General features: G+C 63.7%; 22 protein-coding genes. 18 read left to right on the top strand and 4 right to left on the bottom strand.

Going from position 1 to position 25,816, the window contains the following annotated elements; translation table 11 throughout:
* Positions 1 to 145: 145 nt before the first annotated feature.
* On the bottom strand, positions 146 to 2,932 hold the full coding sequence (locus tag NXT3_RS30395; protein ID WP_104841294.1) for a DNA translocase FtsK: 2,787 nt from the start codon (positions 2,930 to 2,932) through the stop codon (positions 146 to 148).
* A gap of 306 nt (positions 2,933 to 3,238) precedes the next feature.
* Positions 3,239 to 4,111 carry a ferritin-like domain-containing protein gene (locus tag NXT3_RS30390; RefSeq protein ID WP_104841293.1) on the bottom strand — a complete coding sequence of 291 codons (873 nt, stop codon included), beginning with the start codon at positions 4,109 to 4,111 and terminating at the stop codon, positions 3,239 to 3,241.
* 151 nt (positions 4,112 to 4,262) lie between these two features.
* Here NXT3_RS30390 and NXT3_RS30385 point away from each other — a divergent pair, with 151 nt between their 5' ends.
* Positions 4,263 to 4,667, top strand: coding sequence for a DoxX family protein (locus NXT3_RS30385; protein WP_095678091.1), 405 nt, complete (start codon positions 4,263 to 4,265; stop codon positions 4,665 to 4,667).
* A gap of 158 nt (positions 4,668 to 4,825) precedes the next feature.
* Entirely contained in the window at positions 4,826 to 5,980 is a 1,155-nt protein-coding gene (locus tag NXT3_RS30380) for an acyltransferase family protein (RefSeq protein ID WP_104841292.1), read from the top strand.
* A 53-nt stretch (positions 5,981 to 6,033) separates the two neighbouring features.
* On the opposite strand, the gene NXT3_RS30375 is transcribed toward NXT3_RS30380, so the two are convergent.
* On the bottom strand, positions 6,034 to 7,035 hold the full coding sequence (locus NXT3_RS30375) for a LacI family DNA-binding transcriptional regulator (RefSeq protein WP_037416156.1): 1,002 nt from the start codon (positions 7,033 to 7,035) through the stop codon (positions 6,034 to 6,036).
* A gap of 120 nt (positions 7,036 to 7,155) precedes the next feature.
* On the opposite strand from NXT3_RS30375, the gene NXT3_RS30370 reads away from it, so the two are divergent.
* From NXT3_RS30370 to NXT3_RS30360, 3 genes are all read left to right on the top strand, one after another.
* On the top strand, positions 7,156 to 8,070 hold the full coding sequence (locus NXT3_RS30370) for a sugar phosphate isomerase/epimerase family protein (RefSeq protein WP_097538651.1): 915 nt from the start codon (positions 7,156 to 7,158) through the stop codon (positions 8,068 to 8,070).
* A 30-nt stretch (positions 8,071 to 8,100) separates the two neighbouring features.
* The gene (locus tag NXT3_RS30365; RefSeq protein WP_037416161.1) at positions 8,101 to 9,024 is read left to right on the top strand and encodes a TIM barrel protein; all 924 of its coding nucleotides are present in this window, start codon (positions 8,101 to 8,103) and stop codon (positions 9,022 to 9,024) included.
* Positions 9,025 to 9,319: 295 nt separating this feature from the next.
* The gene (locus NXT3_RS30360) at positions 9,320 to 10,483 is read left to right on the top strand and encodes a Gfo/Idh/MocA family protein (protein WP_104841291.1); all 1,164 of its coding nucleotides are present in this window, start codon (positions 9,320 to 9,322) and stop codon (positions 10,481 to 10,483) included.
* A 63-nt stretch (positions 10,484 to 10,546) separates the two neighbouring features.
* On the opposite strand, the gene NXT3_RS30355 is transcribed toward NXT3_RS30360, so the two are convergent.
* Positions 10,547 to 11,041 (bottom strand): Lrp/AsnC family transcriptional regulator, encoded by a 495-nt coding sequence (locus tag NXT3_RS30355; protein WP_097524383.1) that lies wholly within the window; start codon positions 11,039 to 11,041, stop codon positions 10,547 to 10,549.
* 59 nt (positions 11,042 to 11,100) lie between these two features.
* Here NXT3_RS30355 and NXT3_RS30350 point away from each other — a divergent pair, with 59 nt between their 5' ends.
* From NXT3_RS30350 to NXT3_RS30290, 13 genes are all read left to right on the top strand, one after another.
* On the top strand, positions 11,101 to 12,522 hold the full coding sequence (locus NXT3_RS30350) for a MocR-like ectoine utilization transcription factor EhuR (protein ID WP_199773427.1): 1,422 nt from the start codon (positions 11,101 to 11,103) through the stop codon (positions 12,520 to 12,522).
* 118 nt (positions 12,523 to 12,640) lie between these two features.
* Entirely contained in the window at positions 12,641 to 13,426 is a 786-nt protein-coding gene (gene ehuA / locus NXT3_RS30345; RefSeq protein ID WP_097524384.1) for an ectoine/hydroxyectoine ABC transporter ATP-binding protein EhuA, read from the top strand.
* Positions 13,427 to 13,488: 62 nt separating this feature from the next.
* Complete coding sequence (ehuB, locus tag NXT3_RS30340; RefSeq protein ID WP_037416176.1) at positions 13,489 to 14,340, top strand: ectoine/hydroxyectoine ABC transporter substrate-binding protein EhuB; 852 nt, start codon at positions 13,489 to 13,491, stop codon at positions 14,338 to 14,340.
* A 107-nt stretch (positions 14,341 to 14,447) separates the two neighbouring features.
* On the top strand, positions 14,448 to 15,107 hold the full coding sequence (ehuC, locus tag NXT3_RS30335) for an ectoine/hydroxyectoine ABC transporter permease subunit EhuC (RefSeq protein WP_037416179.1): 660 nt from the start codon (positions 14,448 to 14,450) through the stop codon (positions 15,105 to 15,107).
* 2 nt (positions 15,108 to 15,109) lie between these two features.
* On the top strand, positions 15,110 to 15,772 hold the full coding sequence (gene ehuD, locus NXT3_RS30330; RefSeq protein ID WP_097538656.1) for an ectoine/hydroxyectoine ABC transporter permease subunit EhuD: 663 nt from the start codon (positions 15,110 to 15,112) through the stop codon (positions 15,770 to 15,772).
* A complete protein-coding gene (gene eutA, locus NXT3_RS30325; RefSeq protein WP_037416185.1) occupies positions 15,772 to 16,557 on the top strand; it encodes an ectoine utilization protein EutA in 786 nt (261 codons plus the stop codon). Before ehuD ends, eutA begins: the two co-directional genes overlap by 1 nt.
* On the top strand, positions 16,554 to 17,561 hold the full coding sequence (gene eutB / locus NXT3_RS30320) for a hydroxyectoine utilization dehydratase EutB (RefSeq protein WP_037416200.1): 1,008 nt from the start codon (positions 16,554 to 16,556) through the stop codon (positions 17,559 to 17,561). Before eutA ends, eutB begins: the two co-directional genes overlap by 4 nt.
* The gene (gene eutC, locus NXT3_RS30315) at positions 17,558 to 18,547 is read left to right on the top strand and encodes an ectoine utilization protein EutC (RefSeq protein WP_104841289.1); all 990 of its coding nucleotides are present in this window, start codon (positions 17,558 to 17,560) and stop codon (positions 18,545 to 18,547) included. Before eutB ends, eutC begins: the two co-directional genes overlap by 4 nt.
* A gap of 33 nt (positions 18,548 to 18,580) precedes the next feature.
* Complete coding sequence (gene doeA / locus NXT3_RS30310) at positions 18,581 to 19,762, top strand: ectoine hydrolase DoeA (protein ID WP_104841288.1); 1,182 nt, start codon at positions 18,581 to 18,583, stop codon at positions 19,760 to 19,762.
* 4 nt (positions 19,763 to 19,766) lie between these two features.
* Complete coding sequence (gene doeB / locus NXT3_RS30305; protein WP_104841287.1) at positions 19,767 to 20,771, top strand: N(2)-acetyl-L-2,4-diaminobutanoate deacetylase DoeB; 1,005 nt, start codon at positions 19,767 to 19,769, stop codon at positions 20,769 to 20,771.
* A gap of 435 nt (positions 20,772 to 21,206) precedes the next feature.
* Positions 21,207 to 24,548 carry a M10 family metallopeptidase C-terminal domain-containing protein gene (locus NXT3_RS30300; protein ID WP_104841286.1) on the top strand — a complete coding sequence of 1,114 codons (3,342 nt, stop codon included), beginning with the start codon at positions 21,207 to 21,209 and terminating at the stop codon, positions 24,546 to 24,548.
* Positions 24,549 to 24,654: 106 nt separating this feature from the next.
* On the top strand, positions 24,655 to 25,056 hold the full coding sequence (locus tag NXT3_RS30295; RefSeq protein ID WP_037416210.1) for a hypothetical protein: 402 nt from the start codon (positions 24,655 to 24,657) through the stop codon (positions 25,054 to 25,056).
* A 197-nt stretch (positions 25,057 to 25,253) separates the two neighbouring features.
* Entirely contained in the window at positions 25,254 to 25,784 is a 531-nt protein-coding gene (locus NXT3_RS30290; protein ID WP_037416213.1) for an RrF2 family transcriptional regulator, read from the top strand.
* The last annotated feature ends 32 nt before the right edge of the window (positions 25,785 to 25,816 follow it).

Below are 25,816 nucleotides of genomic sequence, written 5' to 3'. Positions count from 1 at the left end.
TTGGCGTCTTCACCGTCACACCAGCTTCAAGGTGCAAGCGACCGGTGCTGCAAGTGCAAAGTCTCTCTGGGGGAGAGGGCCGCCGGGCCAGAGGGGGTTGGTGGCTGCCGACGTCGCGCGCATCTGTTCCCTGCTCGCCCTTCGCTCACTCCATCTCGGCGTCGTCCGCCTTGGCCGCGTGGTCGCGGTTGCCATGGATGATCTCGCGCTTGCCGACATGATTGGCCGGGCCGACGAGGCCTTCCTTCTCCATTCGTTCGACGAGGGAAGCAGCGCGGTTGTAGCCGATGCCGAGCCGGCGCTGGATATAGGAGGTCGAGCATTTCTTGTCGCGCAGCACCACTTTCACCGCCTGCTCGTAGAGCTCGTTGCCGTCTTCCGCAGCAATCGCGCTCTTGTCGAAAACGGCGCCCTGATCTTCTTCCGGCTCCTCTTCCTCCTCGTCCGCCGTCACGGTCTCCAGATATTCCGGGCGCCCCTGCGTTTTCAGATGCGCCACCACATGCTCGACCTCGAGGTCGGAGACGAAGGGGCCATGAACGCGCTGGATGCGCCCCCCGCCGGCCATGTAGAGCATGTCGCCCTGGCCCAGCAGCTGCTCGGCACCCTGCTCGCCGAGGATGGTGCGGCTGTCGATCTTCGAGGTCACCTGGAAGGAGATGCGGGTCGGGAAGTTCGCCTTGATCGTGCCGGTGATGACGTCGACCGACGGGCGCTGCGTCGCCATGATCAGGTGGATGCCGGCGGCGCGCGCCATCTGGGCGAGGCGCTGGATCGCCCCTTCGATCTCCTTGCCGGCGACCATCATCAGGTCGGCCATCTCGTCGACGATGACGACGATATAGGGCATCGGCGCCAGATCCATCTCCTGCTGCTCGAAGAGCGGCTCGCCGGTGCCCTTCTCGAAGCCGGTCTGCACGGTTGCCAGGATCGGCTCGCCCTTCTCTCGGGCGGCGGCGGCGCGCTGGTTGTAGCCGTCGATGTTGCGGACGCCGAGCCGCGACATCTTGCGATAGCGGTCTTCCATCTCACGCACCGCCCATTTGAGCGCCATCACCGCCTTCTTCGGATCGGTGACGACCGGCGTGAGAAGATGCGGGATGCCGTCATAGACGGAGAGTTCGAGCATCTTCGGGTCGACCATGATCAGCCGGCATTCCTCCGGCTTCAGCCGGTAGAGCAGCGACAGGATCATCGTGTTGATCGCCACCGATTTGCCCGAGCCGGTGGTGCCGGCGACGAGCAGATGCGGCATCTTCGCGAGTTCGGCGATCACCGGCTCGCCGCCGATCGTCTTGCCGAGGCAGAGCGCCAGCTTGCAGCCGGTCCTTTGGAAATCATTGGATTCGATCAGCTCGCGGAAATAAACCGTCTCGCGCGTCGCGTTCGGCAGTTCGATGCCGATGACGTTGCGGCCGGGCACCACTGCGACGCGGGCCGAAAGCGCCGACATCGACCGAGCGATATCGTCGGCAAGGCCGATGACGCGCGAGGACTTGACGCCGGGCGCCGGCTCGAATTCGTAGAGGGTGACGACGGGGCCCGGACGGACATGGATGATCTCGCCCTTGACGCCGAAATCCTCGAGAACGCTTTCGAGAAGCCCGGCATTCTGCTCGAGCTGCTCCTGCGTCATGAAGAAGCCCTGGCCCTGCGGCGGCTCCTGCAGCAGCTCCTTGGCCGGAAACTCGTAGGCGGCGTCAGCCTGCTGGCGCTCGCTGCCGCCGATCGGCGGAAAGGGTGAAGCGGAACGCTGCACCACGGCCGGCATGGTGATCGCCGCCTTGGTGACCGGAACGTTGGAAACCGGCGTCTTTTCCTCGGCTTTGACGACAGGCTCGACCAGCGCCGGCGCGGCCGCCACGGCCACGGCTTCAGGCTTATCGGGGGCGCTTGGGGGCGGTACGGGAACCGGCGCGGCGATAACTGTCGTCGCCGGGCGGCATTCGACCACCCGGAACATCGAGGTGATCGCCGTTGGCGGCTGCGGCTGGATTTCCACCGGCGCGGCGACAGGCGTCGGTGCCGCCGCAATCTGCTGCGGCACCATTGCCGGTTCCTCCACCGGTTCGGCGGCGACCTGCATGGCAGCCGCCATTTCGAGCGGCATGAATTCGAAGAATGCGTGATCGGAGAGGTAGGAGAGACGGGCTTCTCTTTCACCGGTCACAACCCTGGCGGCCGAATCTGATGCGGGTTCGCGGCCGGCCGGGATCATCTCGGCGACGTCCGCTGCATGGACCGCCGGCGCCAGTGTTCCGCCCGCTTCTTCCAACTCCGGCACCTCCCCTTTCACGATCGGTGCCGCATTGAGCGCCGGTTCTGCGGTGGCAGCATCGCGCGACTGTGCGGGACGCCAGGAGGGAAGCTGCTGCATCAGCACCCGCAGGAGTTCGGAGGGGCTATGGGCCGGCGTTTGGGGTTCGACAGCAGCGGGGACTGCGTCGACGGGCCCCGTTTCGGCGACGATCTCTGCTTCGACCACCTCGGCGGCAGTCGCCTCGACCTCTACCTCGCCCTCATCGGCCGCGGGCGCGCGGCGCTTCATGAATTCGCGTTCGGGCGTGCGGGTGAAGCGGACATTGGGCGACAGGAAGAAATGGCTCTCCCAGCTCGGTCCGTCCGACTGGCCGGTGATCTCGGCAAGGGTCGGCAGCGGATCGCGCGTCCAGGCGGTGACCTGGGCCGGCGCATAGGGCGAGCAGTGGCCGTAGAGGCGCGCGGCGCGCCCGGCATAGCCCATATCGTCGCCCGGATGACCCGTACCCCGGCGGGGCGCTTCCGGCGCCTCGAACAGATGATCCTGCGGCGAGGCGAGGGTTGTCTGGGCATGCGAAACGTCCGGTGCTCCCGGATGCGGATGCTCGAAACCATCCGCCTCATGTGCATCATGCAAAGCTGCCGTCGAGAAATTTGTCCGGGGAATACGCATGGCCTGAAACTCGAAATTTCATCATCGAAAGGGCTGTCCCTAGCGAATAGGAAATGAAGGTTAACAACTCCCTTCCAACGGCGCCGCCGGATGGTATCTCGCTGCCCACACGAGCGCACTTTCGACGCGTCTTTCCGGCCGCTCTCTCGAGGATTTCCAGGCCTTCGACACGGACACCGCACTGCAGGGTAACGCCGTTCAATTTCTGTTTCAGACGGGGAGAATTGCTGCCGTGTGTGGCAAAGCCGGCGAGGCCGGACCAGGCGGGAAAAACGAAGCCGCGCCGTGCCGGCCCTGGCGATCCGTTCAGGTGCTGGTGATCGTTCCATTCATGCCGTTCGGGTAAAAGCCACCTTTGGTGGCGCCCTCCTGATCGGTAAGATAGACGATGCGCAGGACTTCCTGCGGCGTTCGGGTAAAAGCAATTGCATCCGGCGTCGAGGGAACGATGTTCGCCTTGCCGTCCACCTGGAGCGGCTGGTCCTTGTCGTCCGATCCATCGATCTTGTCGCGGGCATCGGAAACCGCGGCGGCGGCCTTCCAGGCCTCCTCGCCCATCCGATAGAGCGTCGAGCGGGCCATGCCCATGTGATAGGCCTCGACGGCGAGGATCCCGGCGGCGGCGGCGAGAAACTCCTCGTTCTTCAGGACCGTCGCGGCGCCGGCATAGGCGGTCACGCCGACATCCTCGAACAGCATACCGCCGAGCACAAAGTTCATCTCGTTGCCGAAGGGATCGAAATTCTCCCCGAGGCCCGCGGCCTTCGCGACGGCGGCGAAGCCGGCATCGAAATCGATGGCCGGCCGCGACACGGCATCGGCGCCAAGGGTCTTGCGATAGAACCGGACGTGAGCAAGTTCGTTTTCCGCCACCTCGCTCATGAACTCGCTGATCGCGGGCGTCTCGAACGAAACCTGCTTGCCGCCGGTCACCGGCCCAGCGTCGGCACCCGCGTCGGCATCGTCGATCCCTTTGCCGGTCGTGCCGCGCAGGTAATACTCGGCCTCCATATATTCGAGGTTCAGCGCGAACTGGAAGACATCCTCGTCCATCGGTTCAGCTGGTTCATCCGCGCGCGAAACGCGGGCGAAGCCAGCGGTCGAGGCGAGCGTTGCTCCAAGTCCCAATTGCAACAGGCGGCGGCGCGGCAGATAGAGTGGGGGTAATGCGCGGATCATGGCTTCCTCCGAAGCCCGCCCGGCGTCAGTTTTTGGCACCCTGGATCAGGCGGGCCAATCAGGGTCCAACAGCATCAAGCGCGAAAAGTTCCGGGCCCGAACTCCTCATCCGTGTAATATGGCGGCCGCCATTGCTGGGAAAGGAACAGACATGAGCAACAATGCCGCACTTCAGAGTTCGCTTGCCTTTGTTGGCCGCCTGTTCCTCGCCGTCATTTTCGTCGTTTCCGGCATAGAGAAACTGGCCGATCCCTCCGGCACCATCGCCTATATATCGGCGGCCAACCTGCCGCTTCCAGCCGTCGCCTATGCCGGCGCGCTCGTCGTCGAACTCGGCGGCGGCATCCTGCTCGTCCTGGGTTATCAGACGAGGCTGGCAGCATTGGTCCTGGCCGTCTTCACGCTCGCCTCTGCGCTCGGTTTTCATATGGAATTCGACGATCAGAACCAGCTGATCCACTTCATGAAGAATATCGCGATTGTCGGCGGTTTTCTGCAGGTCGCCGCATTCGGCGCGGGCGGGTTCAGCCTTGACGCAAGGGCCGGCCGCACCTGATCGGAAGGATCCGACCCGCTTCTCGTCGTCGCCCCGGCGACGGGGCGGCCTCAATCTTTACTTAGTATCGCCTTAGTCCGCCTCTAGGCATGCCCTTGTGCGTCGCAACATAGCGCGCTGCAGTAACCTTTGGTTGCAAACAAGGACGAAGTGTACTGATGGCCGGCTATACCCTCCGCGAGACCCGTATCGATTGCCTGGACGGACTGCGAGGCTTGGCATCCCTCTGGGTGATGGTCGGCCATGCGCTGTTGCTCACGGGCTGGCGCCTGCCTGTTCTGTCGGAGCCCGATCTCGGCGTCGATCTCTTCATCATGCTTTCCGGCTTCCTGATGGTATTTCACTATGAGCTGCGGGCCGCAAAAGAGCCGTGGGAACTGACCTCGACCTGGGCGAGCTTCTGGATCCGCCGCTTCCTGAGAATTGCGCCGCTTTACTATCTTCTTCTGGCCGTGGCTTTTGCGCTCGGTCCCTGGCTGTTCGAATCGAGGATGATCATCGACGGCTTCCTAGACAAGGCGCCGCAGTCGCCGGCGCGCTACCTCGACAACGGTCTGACGAACGGGCTGATGCATTTGAGCTTTCTGTTCGGCCTCTCCCCAGATTATGCCTACAGGACGCCGCTGCCCGACTGGAGCATCGGCCTTGAAATGCAGTTCTACGCCGCCTTTCCCTTCGTCATGCTTCTGCTGAAGAGATGCGGCTGGCTGAGGGGCGCGCTCGTCACCGCCGCTATCGCCGTCGCGATCGTCTCGACGGCCGGTCTGTTGGGGGTGCATTTCCCGATGCCCGCCTTCCTGCCGTTGAAGATGCATGTCTTCCTTTGCGGAATGCTCTTGGCGCTCGGCCTTGACGCGGAGAAATCTAAGGCTTTTCTCTACGGCGGCGCCGCCCTGGCGCTCGTGCTGCTGCCGATCGGCGGCGACATGACCACAATAAAAATGCTGATGCGAGTCACGCTTGTCGGGGTGTTTTTCGCCCTGCTCCATCACCGCCTGGCCGGAGGGGCGCTAGGCGAGAGGCTTCGCGCCGTGTCATCGTCCCTCGGAAACAGGTTCTTCCACTGGCTGGGGGAACTGTCGTTCGGGGCCTATCTCTGGCACCTGATCTTTCTGCAGCCGATCGCCGCCTATTTCATTGGCACTTTCGGCGAAACGATCTCGCCGGCCGCGCGCTTTGCGGCCGTCACCCTGATCCTTGTGCCTTTGGTCTATGCGGCTGCCTGCGCGACATTCCTTGCCATTGAACGACCGGGGCAAAAACTCGCCAAGCGCCTGATCAATCGGAGAAGACCGCAGCCGGTTCGGGCGTGAGAGAGATTGGCGGAATCCACTGCTGGCACCCCACTTGGCTCGCCCGCAATCCGTCAGACGTTCTCCGGCGTGATCGTCAGAAACCGCACCGGCTCGGGGCTCACCTCGACGTCGATCAGTCCAAGCGACCGCAATGTCAGGTCGATTGCGCGGCGCGCCTGGATCTCCGGAGCCTGGTCGAGGACGATCGACATGACGCCGTCGCGGAGAGCGCCGCGCGACTGGTCGGAGAGCTCGTGACCGACCCAGAAAACGCGGCGCGACGCATGCTCCTTCAGCACCGCGGCGACGGAGCGGTTGTCGCCGCCGGCGGTGTAGAGGCCGATGATCCCCGAATCGTCGCACAGTGCCCCGCGCAGCAGCTCCATCGAGTTGAGGTCGTCGTCGCAATCGAACATCACCTGCCGGAAGAGGTGGTCGCCAGGATGGTTGGTGAGATAGGCGGAGAAGCCGCGGATGCGTTCCTTGTGGTTCTCGTATGCGCCGCTGTGGCAGAGCGCCACGAAGGACCCTGACCGTCCGGCAAGCATCCTCGACATGTAATAGGCGGCCGTCCGCCCCGCCGCATAATTGTCGATGCCGACATAGGGGAGTTCCGGCGCCGGTCGTGTCATGATCTGCACCACCGGCGTGCCATGGCGCGCCGCCGTCCTCAGGCTTTTCACCACGCTCGGATGGTCCGGCGCCACGACGATGAGCGCCGAGCGGCGGACCCCCGGATTGGCGATGTGGTGGGCGAATTCGACCGGATCATTCTCGCGCGCGAAGGTGCGGTGAACGGTGACGCTCTTGTCGAGCAGGGCGGCGATCCGCTCAAAGGCCTGATTCATGCGCGAGTAGAAGCTCGTCTCGGGCCGGACCAGAATGACTTCGATCCGGATCAGCCCCCGATGCGCCTCCGGCAGCCTATGCCGGTAGTCGAGCTTTCGGACCGCGAGGAACACCCGCTCGATCGTTTCAGGCCTGACGCCGCCGCGGCCGTTGACGACACGCTCGACGGTCGCGGTGCCGACGCCCGCCTCCTGCGCCACATCCTTCAAGGTCACTTTCGTCAATGCGCTTTCTCCCGGGAAATTCCCTCCCGTTCAGCATCGAGGATTGATCAAATTTGATCAAGGAAGATTTAGCGGGCAGCGGTGGTGCTCGGTATCCTTCGCGCATCAGGAGGAGCACCCATGAAGATCGCACTCGACCCTTACATGCATCGCCATCTTGGCCTCAATGATCTGTGCCGCAAGGCGGCGGAGCTTGGCTACGACCATATCGAGCTGTCGCCGCGCGAGGATTTCCTCCCCTGGTGGGTGCGGCCGCGCGCCCACAAGGAACGGATCGCCGAGTTCAAGGCAGCGCTGAAGGATCACGGCGTCAAGCTCGCCTCGATCCTGCCGATGTATCGCTGGGCGAGCCCGCATGAGGACGAGCGCCAGGCGGCGGTGCGCTATTGGAAGCAAGCGATCGAGGTCGCCGTCGAGATGGGCTGCGACACGATGAATTCCGAGTTCGGCCGTGGCCCGTCGCCCGACCGTAGCCATCGCTCCAACTGCTGCGGCGGAATACACACGCACGAGCACAGCGAAGCCGCCTGGTGGCGTTCGATGGAGGAGCTGGTGCCGGTCTTCGAGAAGGAAGGCGTGACGCTCAACATGGAGCCGCACCCGGAAGACTGGTGCGAGACCTTGCATCCGGCGATCGACATGCTGAAGGCGATCGGCTCGAAGAACGTCAAGTTCCTCTACTGCGCCCCGCACACCTTCTACTTCGGCGATGACATGGCGAAGATGATCCGCGATGCCGGGCCTCTGATCGCCCATGTCCATGTCGCCGACACCTATAACCACAAGGCGTCATCGGGGCTTCGCTACATCATCAACCCGCCGGGCGCCCCGGTGACGATCCACCAGCACATGGACATGTATCAGGGCGAGATCAACTGGGACGTCTTCTTCTCCTCGCTCGCCTCGGTCGGCTTCGACGGCATCGTCACCGCCTGCGTTTTCGGCTGGGAAGACCGCGCTGACGAGTCGGGTCGCTTCATGCGTGCGGAGATCCAGAAATACGTCGACAAATACTGGCCGGGCAAGGATGCGTAAGTGCCAGCTTATACAACGAGGACAACATTCGTGACCATCACCATCGCGACCGCCCCCTGCTGCTGGGGCGTAGACGACGTCAAGAACCCGAACCTGCCCGCCTGGGAACGCGTCTTCGACGAGGCGGCCGCCGCCGGCTATGGCGGTCTCGAACTCGGCCCCTATGGCTACGTGCCCCTCGACTCCGAACGGGTCGCCAAGGCGCTCGCCGACCGCAACCTCTTCATCGTCGCCGGAACGATCTTCGACGATCTTGTCTCGGCCGAAAACCGCGAGAATCTGTTGCGTCAGACCGACGAGATCTGCGCCGTCATCACCCGGCTGCCGCAGCCCGAACAGCTCCTCGGCCAACGTTTCAGGACGCCATACCTGACGGTCATGGACTGGGGCCACGACGAACGCGATTTTGCCGCCGGCCATGCTGACCGGGCGCCTCGGCTCTCCGACGGGGCGTGGCGCGGCATGGTCGCCACCATCAAGACGATCGCCGAGCTTGCGAGGAGCAAATACGGCGTGCGCGCCGTCATCCATCCGCATGCCGGCGGCTATATCGAATTCGCCGACGAGATCGAGCGGATCGCTCGCGACGTGCCGGCGGAGCTTGCCGGCTTCTGCGTCGACACCGGCCACAGCTATTACGCCGGCATGGATCCGGTCGAGACACTGAAGCGCTACGCCGACCGGCTCGACTACGTCCACTTCAAGGACATCGACGAGACGGTCTTCCGCCGCGTGCTTGGGCAGGAAATCAGGTTCTTCGAGGCCTGCGCCCAAGGGGTGATGTGCCCGATCGGCCGCGGCGTCATCGACTATCGGCCGGTCAAGCAGGCTCTCGAGGAGATCGGCTATCACGGCTTTATCACCGTCGAGCAGGAGCGCGACCCTTTAAGCGTCGCCGGCAGCCTCGCGGATGTGCGGGAAAGCCGCGACTATCTGCGCTCGGTCGGATTTTAGAGGTGATTGAGGTCTGGTACGTGTCGCAGCCCCCACTGCCCTGCCGGGCATCTCCCCCGCAAGGGTAGAGATCGGCCAGTGTTGATGCCTTCGCCGGTGGCCGCCATTGCAGATTGGGCGCCGTATTTTTGCGGTGCCGGCTGCCTCCCGCACCGAGATGAACGCTGTCGAAAAGACGGATTGGGGAGCCCGCGTCTTGCCGATCTCCACCCTTGCGGGGGAGATGCCCGGCAGGGCAGAGGGGGTGAAACGGACACCAGCGGAAAGCGACACCAAACACTTGAGGGACAGAATAATGCCAGAGACGAAGAAAAACCCGATCCGCTGGGGCATGGTCGGCGGCGGACGCGGCAGCCAGATCGGCTACATCCATCGCTCGGCCGCGCTCCGCGACGACACGTTCGAACTGGTGGCCGGCGCCTTCGACATTGACCCGGAACGCGGCCGCGCCTTCGGGGTGGATCTCGGGCTCGACGAGGCCCGTAGCTATCCGGACTACGAGACGATGTTCGCCGAGGAGGCGAGGCGCGCCGACGGGATCGAAGCGGTCTCGATCGCCACGCCGAACAACACCCATTTCTCGACCTGTAGGGCGGCGCTCGAACACGGCCTCAACGTCATCTGCGAAAAGCCGCTCTGCTTCACGGTCGCGGAAGCGAAGGAGCTCAAGTCGCTCGCCGAAGCGGGCGGGCTGACCGTCGGCGTCACCTATGGCTATGCCGGTCACCAGATGATCGAGCAGGCCCGCGCCATGGTGAGGAACGGCGACCTCGGCGAGATCCGGATCGTCAACCTGCAATTTGCCCATGGCTTCCACAGCGCCGCCGTCGAGGAGCAGAACCCGTCGACACGCTGGCGGGTCGATCCGAAGTTCGCCGGCCCCAGCTATGTGCTCGGCGACGTCGGCACCCACCCGCTCTATATTTCGGAGGTAATCCTGCCGCACCTGAAGATCAGGCGGCTGATGTGCGTGCGCCAGAGCTTCGTCAAGAGCCGCGCGCCGCTCGAGGATAATGCCATAACCCTGATGGAATACGACAACGGCGCCGTCGCCAATGTCTGGTCGAGCGCCGTCAATGCCGGCTCGATGCACGGCCAGAAGGTCCGGATCGTCGGCTCGAAGGCGAGCATCGAATGGTGGGACGAGCGGCCGAACCAGCTTTCCTACGAGATCCAGGGCGAGCCGGTCCGCATCCTGGAACGCGGCATGGACTATCTCTACCCGCAAGCCCGGCTCGACGACCGCATCGGCGGCGGCCATCCAGAGGGGCTGTTCGAGGCCTGGGCCAATCTCTACCGCCGCTTCGCTCTCGCCATTACTGGCAATCGTGGCCTTGCGCCCGAGGGTATCGAAGACCTGGCCTTCCCGGGTATCGATGCCGGCTTGGAAGGCGTGCGGTGGGTCGAGAACTGCGTCCGTTCGGCCGATGCCGGCGGGGTTTGGTTGGAGTACGAGTAGAGAGTTACGGCTTTCCATCCCTCCGCTCGTCCTTTCCTACCGTTCGGTTTCAAGACACCGCCTCTAGGCTTGCCCCGCCGAAGCCTGTGGCAACAACGCACCGAGCGGCAGGACGGTTTCTTCCTTGACGGTCTTGGTGACGATGTAGGTGAAATAGCGATCGATGCCGAGTTCGCGGCCGAGCAACTCGTCGACCAGCCGCTGATAGGCGTCGATGTCGGCCGTCACCACCTTGAGGATATAATCCACCCCGCCGCCGACCGACCAGCAGGCGACGATCTCGGGAATTACGGCGATGGCGCGCTCGAACCGGTCGAAATCCGCCTGCCGGTGATTGGCAAGGGTCACCTCCATCATCACACTTGCGACCGGAGCCACCCGTCGCAGCGCCACGCGCGCATGGTAGCCGGCGACGATGCCGGCCTTTTCCAGTTTTCTGAGCCGCATCCAGCACGGCGTCGGCGAAAGCCCCGCCTTTTCGGCCAGCGCCAGCTTGGTGATGCGCCCGTCGGCCTGGATCGCCTCGAGGATGCGCAGATCGATCGCGTCAAGTTTCATGCGGGGCGCCCCTCCTGAAGTCGAAATCCGGGAAAAGACATTGGGTTCTCACTTTTGCATTGTCAATTGAGCTGATTTTAATCACAGTTCAAATCATGACAAATTGGATGCCCGACACAACGCTTCTGCGCCGCCCGGCCTATCTCTCGCTGGCCGATCAAATTGCCCGTGCGATCGAGGAGGGGCGGTTGCAGAACGGCACGCGGCTGCCGACGCATCGCAAGCTTGCCGACGATTTGAAGCTGTCGGTGCAGACGGTGAGCCGGGCCTATGACGAGCTCATCCGGCGCGGGCTGATTTCGGGCGAGGTCGGGCGCGGCAGCTTCGTTCAGACGCGGCCGCGCGAGCCGGATCCGCCCTATCTGCCGGAGCGGCTCGGCGAACTGATCGACCTTTCGATCCTGAAGCCGGTCTGCGAGCAGATACATCTCGAAAAGATGCGACAGGCCTTCGCGTGGCTTGCCGAGAACCTGCCGGCAAGCTCGGCGCTGTCCTTCCGGCCGAACATGGTGTTCCCGCGCCACCGCACAATTGCGGCGGAATGGCTTTCGCGCTGCGGGCTCGACGTCTCGCCGCTCAATATCAGCCTCACCAACGGCGCGACCCCCGCCATGACCGTCGCTTTGATGAGCGTCGCTCCGCCCGGTTCGACCATCGCGACGGAGGCGATCAGCCATCACACGCTGGTGCCGCTGTCGACCTATCTCGGCATTCATCTCCAGGGCATCGCGATCGATGACGACGGGATGGTGCCGGAAGCGCTCGACGAAGCCTGTCGCAAGGGGGTCATCCGCGCGATCTTCCTACAGCCCTCAGTGATCAATCCGACGGCGACCTTGATGAGCCGCGAGCGCCGAGCCGCGCTCGCGGAAGTGGCGCGCCGGCACGACATCGCCATCATCGAAAACGATATTCTTGGGCCACTGGTCGAGGAGCGTCTGCCGCCGGTGGCGGCGCTGGCGCCGGAACGCACCCTTTACGTGACGAGCTTCACCAAGATCACCGTGCCGGGCCTCAGGATCGGCTATCTGGTGGCGCCGGACCGCTACGTCGCGGCGGTCGCCAACCGGCATCTCGTCTCGAACTGGATGGCGACGCCGTCGATCGCCGAGATCGCCACCCGTTGGGTGAGCGACGGCACGGCGATCGACCTCGTCAATTGGCAGCGCCGGGCTCTCGCCGCCCGCCACGCCATCGCCACCGAGACGTTCGGCCGACTTCCCCACCGCAGCCATCCGCAGAGCCTGCATGTCTGGCTGCCGCTCCCCGAGGGCCACGCGGAGGAGGCCTTCGTCTCCCAGGCGCGCCTGCGCGGTGTGGCGATCGCGCCGGGCGCGTCCTTCCGCACCGCCGACAGCGGCTGGCGCCCGGCCGTGCGCATCTCGCTCGGCTCGACCAGCGAACAGGAGCTCAAAACCGGGCTGGGCATCGTCGCCTCGCTGGCGCTTGGCGACCCGGAGGCATTGCTGCTCGCGATCTGATGTGGATGCAAAACTTGCTCATCGTCGAATAATTGTCATGAGATTATTATTCACATTGACATGATTTCGGAACCGGATCATCGTTAGGACATTACCGCTCTCAAAGGGAGAGACGCGAATGCCCGAGCCGATCATCCGCATCGACAACATCGTCAAGAGATACGGTCCGCTGACCGTGCTCGATGGTCTGTCGATGGAGGTAATGCCGGGCGAGAAGCTCGCCCTCATCGGCCCGTCCGGTTCGGGCAAGACGACGATCCTGCGCATCCTGATGACGCTGGAAACGATCAGCGACGGCTTTATTCAGGTTGACGGCGAGCAGCTCTATCACATGAAGAAGGCGGGCAGTCTCGTTCCGGCCGACGAGCGGCATCTCCATAAGATGCGCGAGAAGATCGGCATGGTCTTCCAGCACTTCAACCTGTTTCCCCATAAATGCGTGCTCGACAACGTCACATTGGCGCCGATGCTGACAAAGGGCGTTCCGCGTGCGGCGGCGGAAAAGCGGGCGATGGAGCTTCTTGACATGGTCGGGCTCGCCGACAAGGCGAAGAGCATGCCGGCCCAGCTCTCCGGCGGCCAGAAGCAGCGCGTCGCGATCGCCCGGGCGCTGGCGCTGTCGCCGAAGATCATGCTGTTCGACGAGGTGACCTCCGCGCTCGATCCCGAGCTCGTCGAGGAAGTCCTGAACGTCATGCGCAAGCTGGCGGCCGAAACGGACATGACGATGCTGCTCGTCACCCACGAAATGGGCTTTGCCCATGATTTCGCCGATCGGGTGCTCTTCTTCGACCGCGGCAAGATTGTCGAGGAGGGGAGGCCCGAAGACATCTTCCGGCACCCGAAACAGGAACGCACGCAGACCTTCCTGCGCAAGATCATAGCGGCAGGGCACCGCGTCTGAGCTCTCGGGCCGACATTGCCTCAAGCAACAACGTGAAGAGAACAACAGAGGAGTTGGGAACGATGACACTGAAAGCTTTGATGGCAATGGCGGCAGGTGCGACGGCGTTGATGGCAATTGCCGCAGCGACGCCCGTCGCGGCGGATGAGAACAAGCTCGAGGAACTGAAGGAACAGGGCTTCGCGCGTGTCGCCATCGCAAACGAGCCGCCCTTTACCGCCGTCGGCGCCGACGGCAAGGTCTCCGGTGCCGCGCCGGATGTGGCCCGCGAGATCTTCAAGCGGCTCGGCGTGCCGGAAATCGTCGCCTCGATCTCCGAATATGGCGCGATGATCCCCGGCCTGCAGGCGGGCCGTCACGACGCGATCACCGCCGGGCTTTTCATGAAGCCGGAGCGCTGCGCCGCGGTCGCCTATTCGCAGCCGATCCTCTGCGACGCCGAGGCCTTCGCGCTGAAGAAGGGCAATCCGCTCAAATTGAAGAGTTACAAGGACATCGCCGACAATCCGGATGCGAAGATCGGTGCGCCGGGCGGCGGCACGGAAGAGAAGCTGGCGCTCGAAGCCGGCGTGCCGCGTGACCGCGTTATCGTCGTGCCGGACGGCCAGAGCGGCATGAAGATGCTGCAGGACGGCCGCATCGACGTCTACTCGCTGCCGGTGCTTTCGATCAACGACCTCGTCTCGAAGGCCAACGACCCCAATATCGAAGTGGTCGCGCCGGTCGAAGGCGCCCCGGTCTATTGCGACGGCGCCGCCTTCAGGAAGGGCGACGAAGCGTTGCGCGATGCCTTCGATGTCGAACTCGCCAAGATGAAGGAATCCGGCGAGTTCGCCAAGATCATCGAGCCCTATGGCTTCTCGGCAAAGGCGGCGATGTCGACGACGCGCGAGAAACTCTGCGCCGCGCAATAAGCCTGGGCTGGGGCTTCCCGCCGCCTTTTCACCGGAGCGACACCGGGGGAAGGCGGCATGGAAGGCCCCGTTGAACCGAGCCGCACTCTGACTGGAACAATTGAACGATGATCGACTGGTCCGGCTATATCGGATTGATCCTTGAAGGCGCCTGGGTGACCGTCCAGCTCACCCTGATGGGCTCGGCGCTGGCCGTCGTGGTCGCCTTTGCGGCGGGGCTCGGGCGCGTCAGCCGGTTCATGGTGGTGCGCGCGCTTGCCACGACCTATATCGAGTTCTTCCGCGGCACATCGATCTTCGTCCAGCTCTTCTGGGTCTATTTCGTGCTGCCCTTTGCCGGCATCACGCTGACGCCGCTGCAAGCCGGCGTGCTGGCGCTGGGCCTGAATGTCGGCGCCTATGGCGCGGAAGTGGTGCGCGGTGCCGTAAAAGCGATCGGCCGCGAGCAGCGCGAAGCCTGCACCGCGCTCAACCTCTCGCGTTACCAGGCGATGCGCCACATCATCCTGCCGCAGGCGCTGCCGCTGATGCTGCCGACCTTCGGCAACAATGCGATCGAGCTCCTCAAGGGGACGGCGGTCGTCTCGCTGATCTCGCTCACCGACATGACCTTCCAGGCCCAGGTGGTGCGCGCGCAGACGGGCAGCACGCTGATCCCCTTCGCGACGATCCTGGTGCTCTACTTCGTCATGGCCTGGTTGATCTCGCTCGGCATGCGCTGGCTGGAGCGCCGGGTGACGCGTGGCCTCGACGGCGTGAGGGCCTGACCATGGAATGGGATTGGGAATTCGTCCGCCAAATCATGCCGACCCTCATCGAGGGGCTGCAGATCACCATTCTCGCCACCATTCTCGGTGCGGCGGTCGCCGCCGTGGTCGGCCTCGTCTTCGCGATCCTGCGCATGGTGGCGACGGCGCCGATCGCGCGCACCACGAGCTTCGCGGTGGAGTTCATCCGCGGCACGCCTTTGCTGGTGCAGCTCTATTTCATCTTCTACGTGCTGCCGGATATCGGCATCCGACTGCCGGCGCTGCTCGCCGGCGTCATCGGTCTCGGCATCCATTACGGCACCTACGCCGCCGAGGTCTACCGGGCCGGCATCGAGAACGTGCCGCGCGGCCAGTGGGAAGCCGCCAAGGCGACGAACCTCACCGCCCGCCAGACCTGGGTCCACGTGATCCTGCCGCAGGCGATCCCGCCGATGATCCCGGCGCTCGCCAATTACCTGATCGCCATGTTCAAGGAGACGCCGCTGCTTTCGGCAATCACGGTGCTAGAACTGATGAACCAGGCGAAAAGCATCGCCAACAGCAATTATCGCTATATCGAGCCGATGACGCTGGTCGGCGTCTTCTTCCTGATCATGAGCCTCATCTCGGTCTTCTTCCTGCGCTGGCTAGAAGAGCGCTACGCACGGGTGGACGAACGCTGATGGAAACGCCTGTCGCTCTTTCTTTGGCAGCGCGCGCACCGCGCCTCGACGACCGGCCGCTGGAAAAGCGCATCGGCCTCATCATCCTTGCCACCGATCACACCACCGAAGCGGACTTTCATCGGCTGGTGGCCTCGGACCGGATCGGCGTTTATGTCACGCGCATTCCTTATGCCAATCCGGTGACGCCGGAGAACCTGCGGGCGATGCAGCCGTCGCTGACGGCGGCGGCAGGCCTGATCCTGCCCGACGAGGCGCTTGACGTCGTGATGTATTCCTGCACTTCGGCATCCGTCGTCATTGGCGATAAGGAGATCGCTGCAGCGGTCAAGGCCGCCAAGCCCGGGGCTGCCGTAGTGACGCCGACGGCGGCGGCGGTCGAAGGCTTGCGGACGCTCGGCGCGACGCGAATTTCCGTGCTCACCCCCTATACGGTCGAGACCAGCCGGCCGATGGCGGATTATTTTGCGGCCTTCGGCTTCGAGATCGACCGCTTCACCTGCCTGGGACTTTCCGACGACCGGGAAATGGCGCGGATCGCGCCTTCGGAGATCGTCGCGTTTGCGAAGGAGGCCATGGCCCCGGAATCCGATGCCCTCTTCATCTCCTGCACCGCCGTTCGCGCCGCCGGCGTGATCGATGAAATCGAGGAGGCGATCGGCAAGCCGGTCGTCAGCAGCAATTACGCTACAGCCTGGGCCTGCCTGCGCCTCTGCAGCGACCAGGAGGCTCGGCCGCGGCTCGGGCGACTGATGGCGCTGCCACTTAAGGGGGAATGGCCGTGAACGCGTCTCTCCCCGTGACGATCGAGGATATCGAAGCCGCGGCGCGGCGTTTTTCCGGACGCGTGCTGACGACGCCGCTGGTTGCCTCGGCATCGCTGAGCCGGCTCTGCGGCGTGTCTGTCGGCCTCAAGCTCGAGCATCATCAGACGACCGGCAGCTTCAAGCTGCGCGGCGCGACCAATGCGGTGCTTTCACTCACCGCCGCGGAGCGTGCGCGCGGCGTCGTCGCGGCCTCGACCGGTAATCATGGCCGAGCACTCGCCTATGCGGCAAAGGCGGAAGGTTCGCTCGCGACGATCTGCATGTCGCACCTCGTGCCGGAAAACAAGGTCTCCGAAATCAGGCGTCTTGGCGCGGATGTCCGGATTGTCGGCAGGTCGCAGGACGAGGCGCAGCAAGAGGTCGAGCGGCTGATCGCGGAAAAAGGTCTCGTGATGGTGCCGCCCTTCGACCATCCGGCAGTCGTCGCAGGGCAGGGGACGCTCGGGCTCGAAATCGTCGACCAGATGCCAGAGGTCGCCGTTGTGCTGGTGCCGGTTTCGGGTGGCGGGCTGGCGGCCGGGTTGGCCGCAGCCGTCAAGGCGCGCAGGCCGGCGACGCGGGTGATCGGGCTGACCATGGAGCGCGGCGCCGCGATGAAGACGAGCCTCGCCGCCGGCACCCCCGTGCTCGTCGAGGAACAGCCGAGCCTTGCCGATTCGCTTGGCGGCGGCATCGGGCTCGACAATCGCGTGACATTTAGCATGTGCCGGGAGCTCCTCGACGACATCATCCTTGTGACAGAGGCGGAAATCGCCGCCGGCATGCGCCACGCCTATGCCGAGGAGCGCGAGATCGTCGAGGGAGCCGGGGCGGTCGGGATCGCGGCGCTTCTCGCCGGCAAGATCAAGACGATCGTCGGTCCGATCGCAGTCATTCTCTCCGGCCGCAATGTCGATATGGGCCTGCATCTCAGCGTGATGAACGGCGAAACGGATCCGTTTCGCAAGGAGGCAGCGGCATGACGAGGATAACGATTCTCACCGAGGCGGAGCTGCGTCGCATCGTGCCGCTCGATCGCGAAGCGGTCGCCTGCGTCGAGAATGCCTTCCATGCGCTCGCCACCAGGGCGGTGGCGATGCCGCCGATCCTGAGGCTCGACATTCCTGAGCATCGCGGCGAGGTCGACGTCAAGACGGCCTATGTGTCCGGCCTCGACGGTTTCGCCATCAAGATCAGCCCCGGCTTCTTCGACAATCCGAAGATCGGCCTGCCGAGCACCAACGGCATGATGGTGCTGCTTTCGAGCCGCACCGGGCTGGTGCAGGCCTTGTTGCTCGACAATGGATACTTGACGGACGTCCGCACGGCTGCCGCTGGTGCCATCGCGGCTAAGCACTTGTCGCGGGAAGGTGCATCCGTTGCCGCGATCTTCGGTGCGGGCATGCAGGCCAGGCTGCAGCTTGAAGCACTGACCCTCGTCCGCCCGATCCGCGAGGCGCGGCTCTGGGCCCGCGATGCGGCGAAGGCCGAAGCGGTTGCGATCGTACTGGCCGGAAAGCTCGGCTTTCCGGTCAAGGCCTCAATCGAGCCGGAGGCAGCCGTCGCGGGCGCCGATATCGTCGTCACCACCACCCCGTCGGAGAAGCCGATCTTCATGGCCGGCTGGCTTGAGCCGGGTCAGCATGTCACCGTCATGGGCTCCGATGCCGAGCACAAGAACGAGCTTGATCCGCGGGCGATCGCCCGCGCCACCTATGTCGCCGACAGCCTGAAGCAGACGCGCCGTCTCGGTGAACTGCACCACGCGGTTGCTGCTGGCGTCGTGGCACCGGATGCCGAGTTCGCCGAGCTCGGCCAGGTGATCGCCGGTCTGAGGGCGGGACGCACGAGCGCGAACGAGATCACCATCGCCGACCTGACCGGTACCGGCATCCAGGACACCGCCATCGCCACGCTCGCCTTCGCGCGGGCGAATGCCGCGAACGCAGGAGCGACGTTCGAGAGTTGACGCCGGCATTTCCGGCAAAACGAGGGAAGAGACATGACCCAACCCAACCTCAAATTCTCCCTTGGGGAATATGAAGCGCGGCTCAGAAAGACCCGCCAGGCGATGGAAGCCAAGGGCATCGAGCTCCTGATCGTCAGCGACCCGTCCAACATGGCATGGCTCACAGGCTATGACGGCTGGTCCTTCTATGTGCATCAGGCGGTGATCGTGCCGCCTTTAGGAGAGCCGATCTGGTTCGGCCGCGGCCAGGACGCCAACGGCGCCAAGCTGACCGCCTATCTCAACCACGAGAACATCATCGGCTATCCCGACCACTACGTGCAGTCGACCGAGCGCCACCCGATGGATTACCTCTCCGGCATCCTCGCCGATCGCGGCTGGGGGTCGCTCCGGATCGGCGTCGAGATGGACAATTACTGGTTCTCGGCGGCAGCCTTCGCTTCGCTGCAGAAGCATCTGCCGAATGCCCGCTACGTCGACGCGACGGCGCTCGTCAACTGGCAGCGCGCCGTCAAGAGCGAGACGGAAATCAAGTACATGCGCAACGCCGCCCGGATCGTCGAAGCGATGCACGCGCGCATCTTCGACAAGATCGAGGTCGGCATGCGCAAATGCGATCTGGTCGCGGAAATTTACGACGCCGGCACCCGCGGCGTCGACGGCATCGGCGGCGACTATCCGGCGATCGTGCCGCTGCTTCCCTCGGGCGTCGAAGCCTCCGCGCCGCATCTCACCTGGGACGACCGGCCGATGAAGCGGGGCGAGGGGACCTTTTTCGAGATCGCCGGCTGCTACAACCGCTATCACCTGCCGCTGTCGCGCACGGTGTTCCTCGGCAAGCCGACCCAGGCCTTCCTCGACGCCGAGAAGGCGACGCTCGAGGGCATGGAGGCGGGGCTCGCGGTCGCCAAGCCGGGCAACACCTGCGAGGACATCGCCAACGCCTTCTTCGCCGTGCTCAAGAAATACGGGATCGTGAAGGACAACCGCACCGGCTATCCGATCGGTCTTTCCTATCCGCCGGACTGGGGCGAGCGCACCATGAGCCTGCGTCCGGGCGACAAGACGGAGCTGAAGCCGGGCATGACCTTCCACTTCATGACCGGTCTCTGGCTCGAGGACATGGGCTTCGAGACCACAGAGAGCATTCTGATCACCGAAAGCGGCGTCGAATGCCTCGCCTCCGTGCCGCGCAAGCTGATGGTCAAGGACTGAGGACATGAGGGAGCAGCATTTGCGGCCGTCGCCGATCAGCGCCACGGTCGACTTCGACGCCGACGGCGTCCAGCACGGATTCCTGCGCCTGCCCTATAGCCGCGACGATTCGGCCTGGGGCTCGGTGATGATCCCGATCACCGTCATCAAGAACGGGATAGGGCCGACGGCCCTCTTCACCGGCGGCAATCACGGCGACGAATATGAAGGCCCGATCGCGCTCTTGGATCTGGCGCGGAGGCTCGATGCCGCCGAAGTTCAGGGCCGGGTGATCATCGTCCCGGCGATGAATTATCCCGCGTTTCAGGCTGCGACGCGGACCTCGCCGATCGACAGGGGCAATATGAACCGCAGTTTCCCGGGCCGGCCGGACGGGACGGTGACCGAGAAGATCGCCGACTATTTCCAGCGCGCTCTTCTGCCGCTGGCAGACATCGTGCTCGACTTCCATTCCGGGGGCAAGACGCTCGACTTTTTGCCCTTCTGCGCCGCTCACATCCTTCCCGACAAGGAGCAGGAAGCGAGCGCCTTCGACTTCGTCAAAGCCTTCGGCGCGCCGTTTTCCATGAAGATGCTCGAGATCGACGCGGTCGGCATGTACGACACGGCGGCCGAAGAGATGGGCAAGATCTTCATCACTACGGAACTCGGTGGCGGCGGCTCGGCGACGGCGAAAAGTGCTGCTATCGCTAAACGCGGCGCGATGAATGTGCTGCGCCACGCCGGCATCATCAAGGGCGAGATCGATGCCCAACCGACGCAGTGGCTGGACATGCCGAGCGACGATTGCTTCGCCTTTGCCGAAGATGGCGGGCTCGTCGAGTTCCTTGTCGATCTCGGCGAGCCGGTCGAATCCGGCTCAGTCATCGCGCGGATCCATCCGACTGCGCGCACCGGCGCCGAGCCGATCGAAGTTCAGGCGAAGATGGCCGGGATGCTGGTCGCCCGCCACTTTCCCGGACTGATCAAGGCGGGCGACTGCTGCGCCGTATTGGCCGTGGCGATTTAGACGAGATTGTCGCTGACCGCCGCGTCAGCCAGCCTGCGCTTTCTACCGACCCGGTTCGGCCTGACGCCGCGCGCTTACCGGGAGAATTTCGGCAAGCCAGCCGAACAGCCCAAAATTCCAGGATGAAGCGTTACACCGGTGAGGTTCCCCGCCTCCTCGACACTGAAAGCAACCGGCGGCGACTCAGAGCTGGTCGGTCGGAGCAATGGTTTCGCAGCTCGTTTGCCGCTCCGGGACGCTTGCTGTGGCTGCAACTTCTAATGTGACATTACCCCCGTCTTTATGGGGGTGACAAATCAAAGGCTGCAATAACATTATTCGCGCCGGGTGACGGGGCTGGCAGGCAGGCGCACGCCACGCGTGTGATGGAAAATTGGCTAGCTGCAGAACGGTACAGCCGTAACTGCGCATAATCGTCAGAGAGGGAACCTCACGATGCCCAATCCAAGTGAGACGAGCGACGAATGGTGGGTCAACGATCAGACGCCCGACAACCCTTATGGCAAGAGCGAGGATTACGAGTCTTTTCTCGATTATCTTGGGGCATTGCCCCGCAGCCTGACGCCGGAGATTGCGGCGGGAACGCTGAGGATCAACGTTTTCGAGCTCAACGACCATCCGGAATACAAGGCCGCCGCGATCGGCGCCTTGGAGATGTGGGCGGCTGTCACCCCTTTGAAATTCGAGATCGTCGACGACGCGCCGTTCGACAGCACCACGGACTGGATGGAGGTCGTCAGCCCGGAACTCGGCGAGGAGGACGATGGCAGCGCCTATTCGAGCGATCGCTATGTCAGCATCGGCCAGCGTTTCCATGACACGGAACCCAACAAGACCGATATCGGCGGTTATGTCTTCGATTCCTTCATTCATGAATTCGGCCATGAATTCGGCCTGAACCATCCGGGGCTCTACAATTACAGCGGTCCCGGCGGCGTGCAGATCAACTATCTGAACAATGCGACCTGGACCTATGACCGCCAGCAATACAGCGTCATGTCCTATTTCGATGGGATCGATGTCGGCGAAACCAGCCGCTGGTCGGCGTCGACGCCGCTGATCGCCGACATCGAGGCCATCATTCGCCGCTTTTTCTCGACCGTCGACCAAAATGGCGTGCGCACCTATCAGCAGATCGAGCTCAACACCGGGGACAATGTCTACGGCTTCGGCAGCACGCAATATGGTTACCAGCTGACCTCGTCGGGCATGCAGCATGACATCGGCTTTTCGATCCATGATACCGGCGGGACCGACACGATCGATTTCTCCGGCTCGACGGCGGGCACGATCCTCGACCTGCGCGCCGGACAGTTCTCCAGCGTCAACGGTCATAGCAACAATGTGTCGATCTTCGCCGGACACAACGCCGATCAAACCGACTATTACGTCGAGAACGGCATCGGCAGCAGGTTTAAGGACATCCTGATCGGCAATGACGGCGCCAACACGCTCGACGGCCGCGCCGGCGGCGACCGCATGGCTGGCAATGGCGGCGACGACATCTATTTCGTCGATTCATGGCAGGACATCGTTCGCGAGGAGGCGAACGGCGGCAACGACACGGTCATTCTCCTGTCCAGGCACTTGAAGATCAGGAAAATCGCCCACGTCGAAAACATCATCTATGCCGACGAGTCGACGATCCAACCCGGCGGGGGCGGCGGCGAGACCCCGCCCAGCATCGGCGACAGCACGATGGCGAGCATCATCTTCGGCACCAATGCAAACGATACTCTTGACGGCGGCGCCGGCGACGACACGATCTTCGGCCAGGGCGGTGACGACCTGATCATCGGCGGCCGCGACTCGCTTGCCAGCCGCGACATCAACAACACGATCGATGTGGAGGACCTCGAAGACCAGACCGAAAGCGACGACGGCAACGACACGCTCTACGGCGGCGGCGGCAACGACACCATTCTTGGAGGCCAGGGCAACGACATTCTCGACGGCGGCGAGGGCGACGATACGCTGAGCGGCCAGGACGGCATCGATATATTCAGGGGCGGCGCGGGGGTCGACACGGTCGATTTCAGCAAGGAGAGCCCTTTCCAGCTGCTCGTCAACCTTGCCACCAATGTCGCCAGCGGCGGCACCGCCTCGGGTGACACTTTCTACAGCATCGAAAACCTGATCGGTTCCGACGACCGCATCGACCGCTTCATCGGCACGGCCGCCGCAAACCACTTCTGGGGTCAGGGCGGCGGTGACTATTTCAACGGTGGCGACGGCAATGACATCCTGGATGGCGGCAATGATGGCGACATCCTCTATGGAGAAGGCGGCAACGACACGCTCATCGGCGGCGCCGGACAGGACTATCTGGACGGCGGTTCGGGTATCGACACGGTGGTCTACGCCGGCAGCTCCGACGGTGTGACGATCGATCTCAAGAACGGCACGGCCAATGGCGGCGACGGTGACGGTCCGGTGCAGATCGTCGGCCGGGGCGCAGCGATCCGGCACGATATCCTCGAGGGGTTCGAGAACGCCGTCGGTTCATCCTTCGATGACCATCTGATCGGCAATGCGTTCGCCAACGAGCTCTCCGGCGGCACAGGCGACGACACGCTGACCGGCGGCGGCGGCGCCGACCGGTTGAACGGCGGTGCCGGCAGCGACACCGCAGACTATGCCGAGGCAATGAGCGGTGTCCGGCTTAGCCTCACGGGTGGCAGGTCCGGCGGAGATATCTATGTCTCCATCGAAAATCTCGCGGGGTCGGGCTTCAACGACCGCCTCGCCGGCGACAACGCAGCCAATGTGTTGACCGGCCAGGGCGGCAACGACGGGATCGACGGCGGCCACGGCGATGACACGCTGCTCGGCGATTTCGCCTATCAGGGCGACGCGCCGCCACGCCCGGGCATCGGAACCGGCTATGCGACGCTCGGACCGGACGCGACGAACAACTCGATCGCAGCCTCCTTCGACATCTCCAACAATTTCTCGCTGACCGCCGACCCCGACATCTTCGATTCGACGACGGTCCTTCACACGACCGTCAACGCCACCGGAAACGGCCAGGGCGGATACTACAAGATCGAACTGGCTGCCGGTACGGTCATCACGATCGACATCGACGGCATTGCCGACCCGAATGTCCATGACAGCTGGGTCAGGCTGCTCGACAGCTCCGGCAACATCGTCGCTCAGAACGATGATGGCGGCGGCGACCCCGGCTCTGCAAGCAACCGGGATTCAAGCCTGGTATTCGTCGCTCAGGAGACGGGGACCTATTACATACTGGAGGGCAGCTGGTCGCCGACGGCGCCGGGCGATGGCTGGGCGGAAGCCGTGCCTGCAGGCTCGACCTATGAACTGAACGTTTCGGTCGAATTCCCCCCTGCGCCGCCCCAGCCGGGCGTTGCGGGATCCGACAGGCTCGATGGTGGCGCTGGCAGCGATCTGCTGGATGGAGGTCTGGCGGCCGACACGCTCACCGGCGGCGAGGGAGAGGATACATTCCGCTTCTCAACCGAGCTTGGGAACGGCAATGTCGACTGGATCAGGGACTTCAGGGTGATCGACGATACGATCCTGCTGGACAACCTCGTCTTCGAGAGCGTGGGTGGCGACGGCGCTCTCGCGCTCGGCGCATTCCACGGGAGTGCGGCGGGCGTCGCTCATGACGCCGACGACCGCATCATCTACGATACCGACAGCGGCATCCTGTCCTATGACGCCGATGGCGCCGGAGAGGTCGCAGCCATTCAATATGCGCAATTGAGCAGAAATCTGAATCTTTCGGCGAACGACTTCGTTATCGTCTAACTCGACCGCGGGAGGGGCGCTTTCAGGCGCCCTTCCAAAAGACCAGCGTCGCTGCAATGTTGCTATCGCACGGATCTAAGCGGGGCGACCATGGAGAGAGTGTGTGATGAAGCGCCCGACCGGCCGCCGCACAGTGTTGATGACCGTCGGAGCTGCGGCTTTCGCCGCGGTCGCCGTGCCCGTCGCCGCGCAACCGACGGATATTCGCGGCACAGTCACCTTCGAGAGCGGCGCTGCTATCCCGGAAGGTCATCTTGAGATTTATCTCGAGGACCCTGCCATTCAGGACACTGCGCGACGCCGCGCCGCGCAGACGCGCATCAGAAGCGACGGCGGGACGAAGACGATCACCTTTTCCTTGTCCCCGCCCGCAGGCTCGACGGCTTCATCAACGCTGCGGATCGTTGCGCGCCTGGAACGTGCGGACGGCTGGCTGCTGGCGCGCGGCAGCGCACAGTTCAATAAGGGGGCGCCTATCAGCGTCATGCTCAATACGGTTATGTATTGAGTGGCCAAACGTTAGAGGCGAACTGGGCATTTTCAACGGCCAGGGCGCGATCTATTTGCTGCCATGGAGAGTAGTCGGGCAACGATAGTTCCGGCCGCTTTCGGAAACGTCTCGTCAATCTGAAGACGGAACAGGGATTGCGAAGGCGCGCCTTCGGTGGTATCTCCGACAATATTAGTCTGGGTTTTGAGTATTCCATGGCTCATGTCAGCGCAGGCGTTGAATACGCTCTTCACTGTCTTCTTTTCCTCGCCGATGCGGAGGAGTTGGGGCAGCCCGCAAGCGCGCGCGATCTTGCCGAGCTGCAGAAGGTTCCTGCTGATTTCGTGGCGAAGCTTTTCACCAAGCTTCAAAAGGCCGGCATCGTCGTCGCACGCGAGGGGATTGGCGGCGGTTTTGCGCTGGCGCGCCCCGCGACGGAAATCACCGCGCTTGATGTCGTCGAAGCTGTCGATGGACGCAAGGCACTCTTCGAATGCAGGGAGATACGCGCTCAATGCGCGCTTTTCGGCGACCGCACCCCCGCTTGGGCGGTGGATGGCGTCTGCGCCATCCACGCGGTCATGATCGAGGCCGAGAAGCGGACAAGAGAGGCGCTGGCGGCGCATACGCTGGCGAGCATCAAGGGCCGGGTAGAGGCGAAGGCACCCCAGGAACACGCCGGCCACGTAAAGGAATGGCTGGCCGCACGTACTCCGAGGCGTGGGCGCCGTGCGCGGGCATCCTGATGGGTTTTAGCGGCAAGGGAGCGAACCCGCGG

This window comes from Sinorhizobium fredii, from assembly GCF_002944405.1.
Lineage (GTDB): Bacteria > Pseudomonadota > Alphaproteobacteria > Rhizobiales > Rhizobiaceae > Sinorhizobium > Sinorhizobium fredii_C.
Note: the sequence above shows the minus strand (reverse complement) of the source record. Positions and strands in the feature narration are given on the sequence as shown.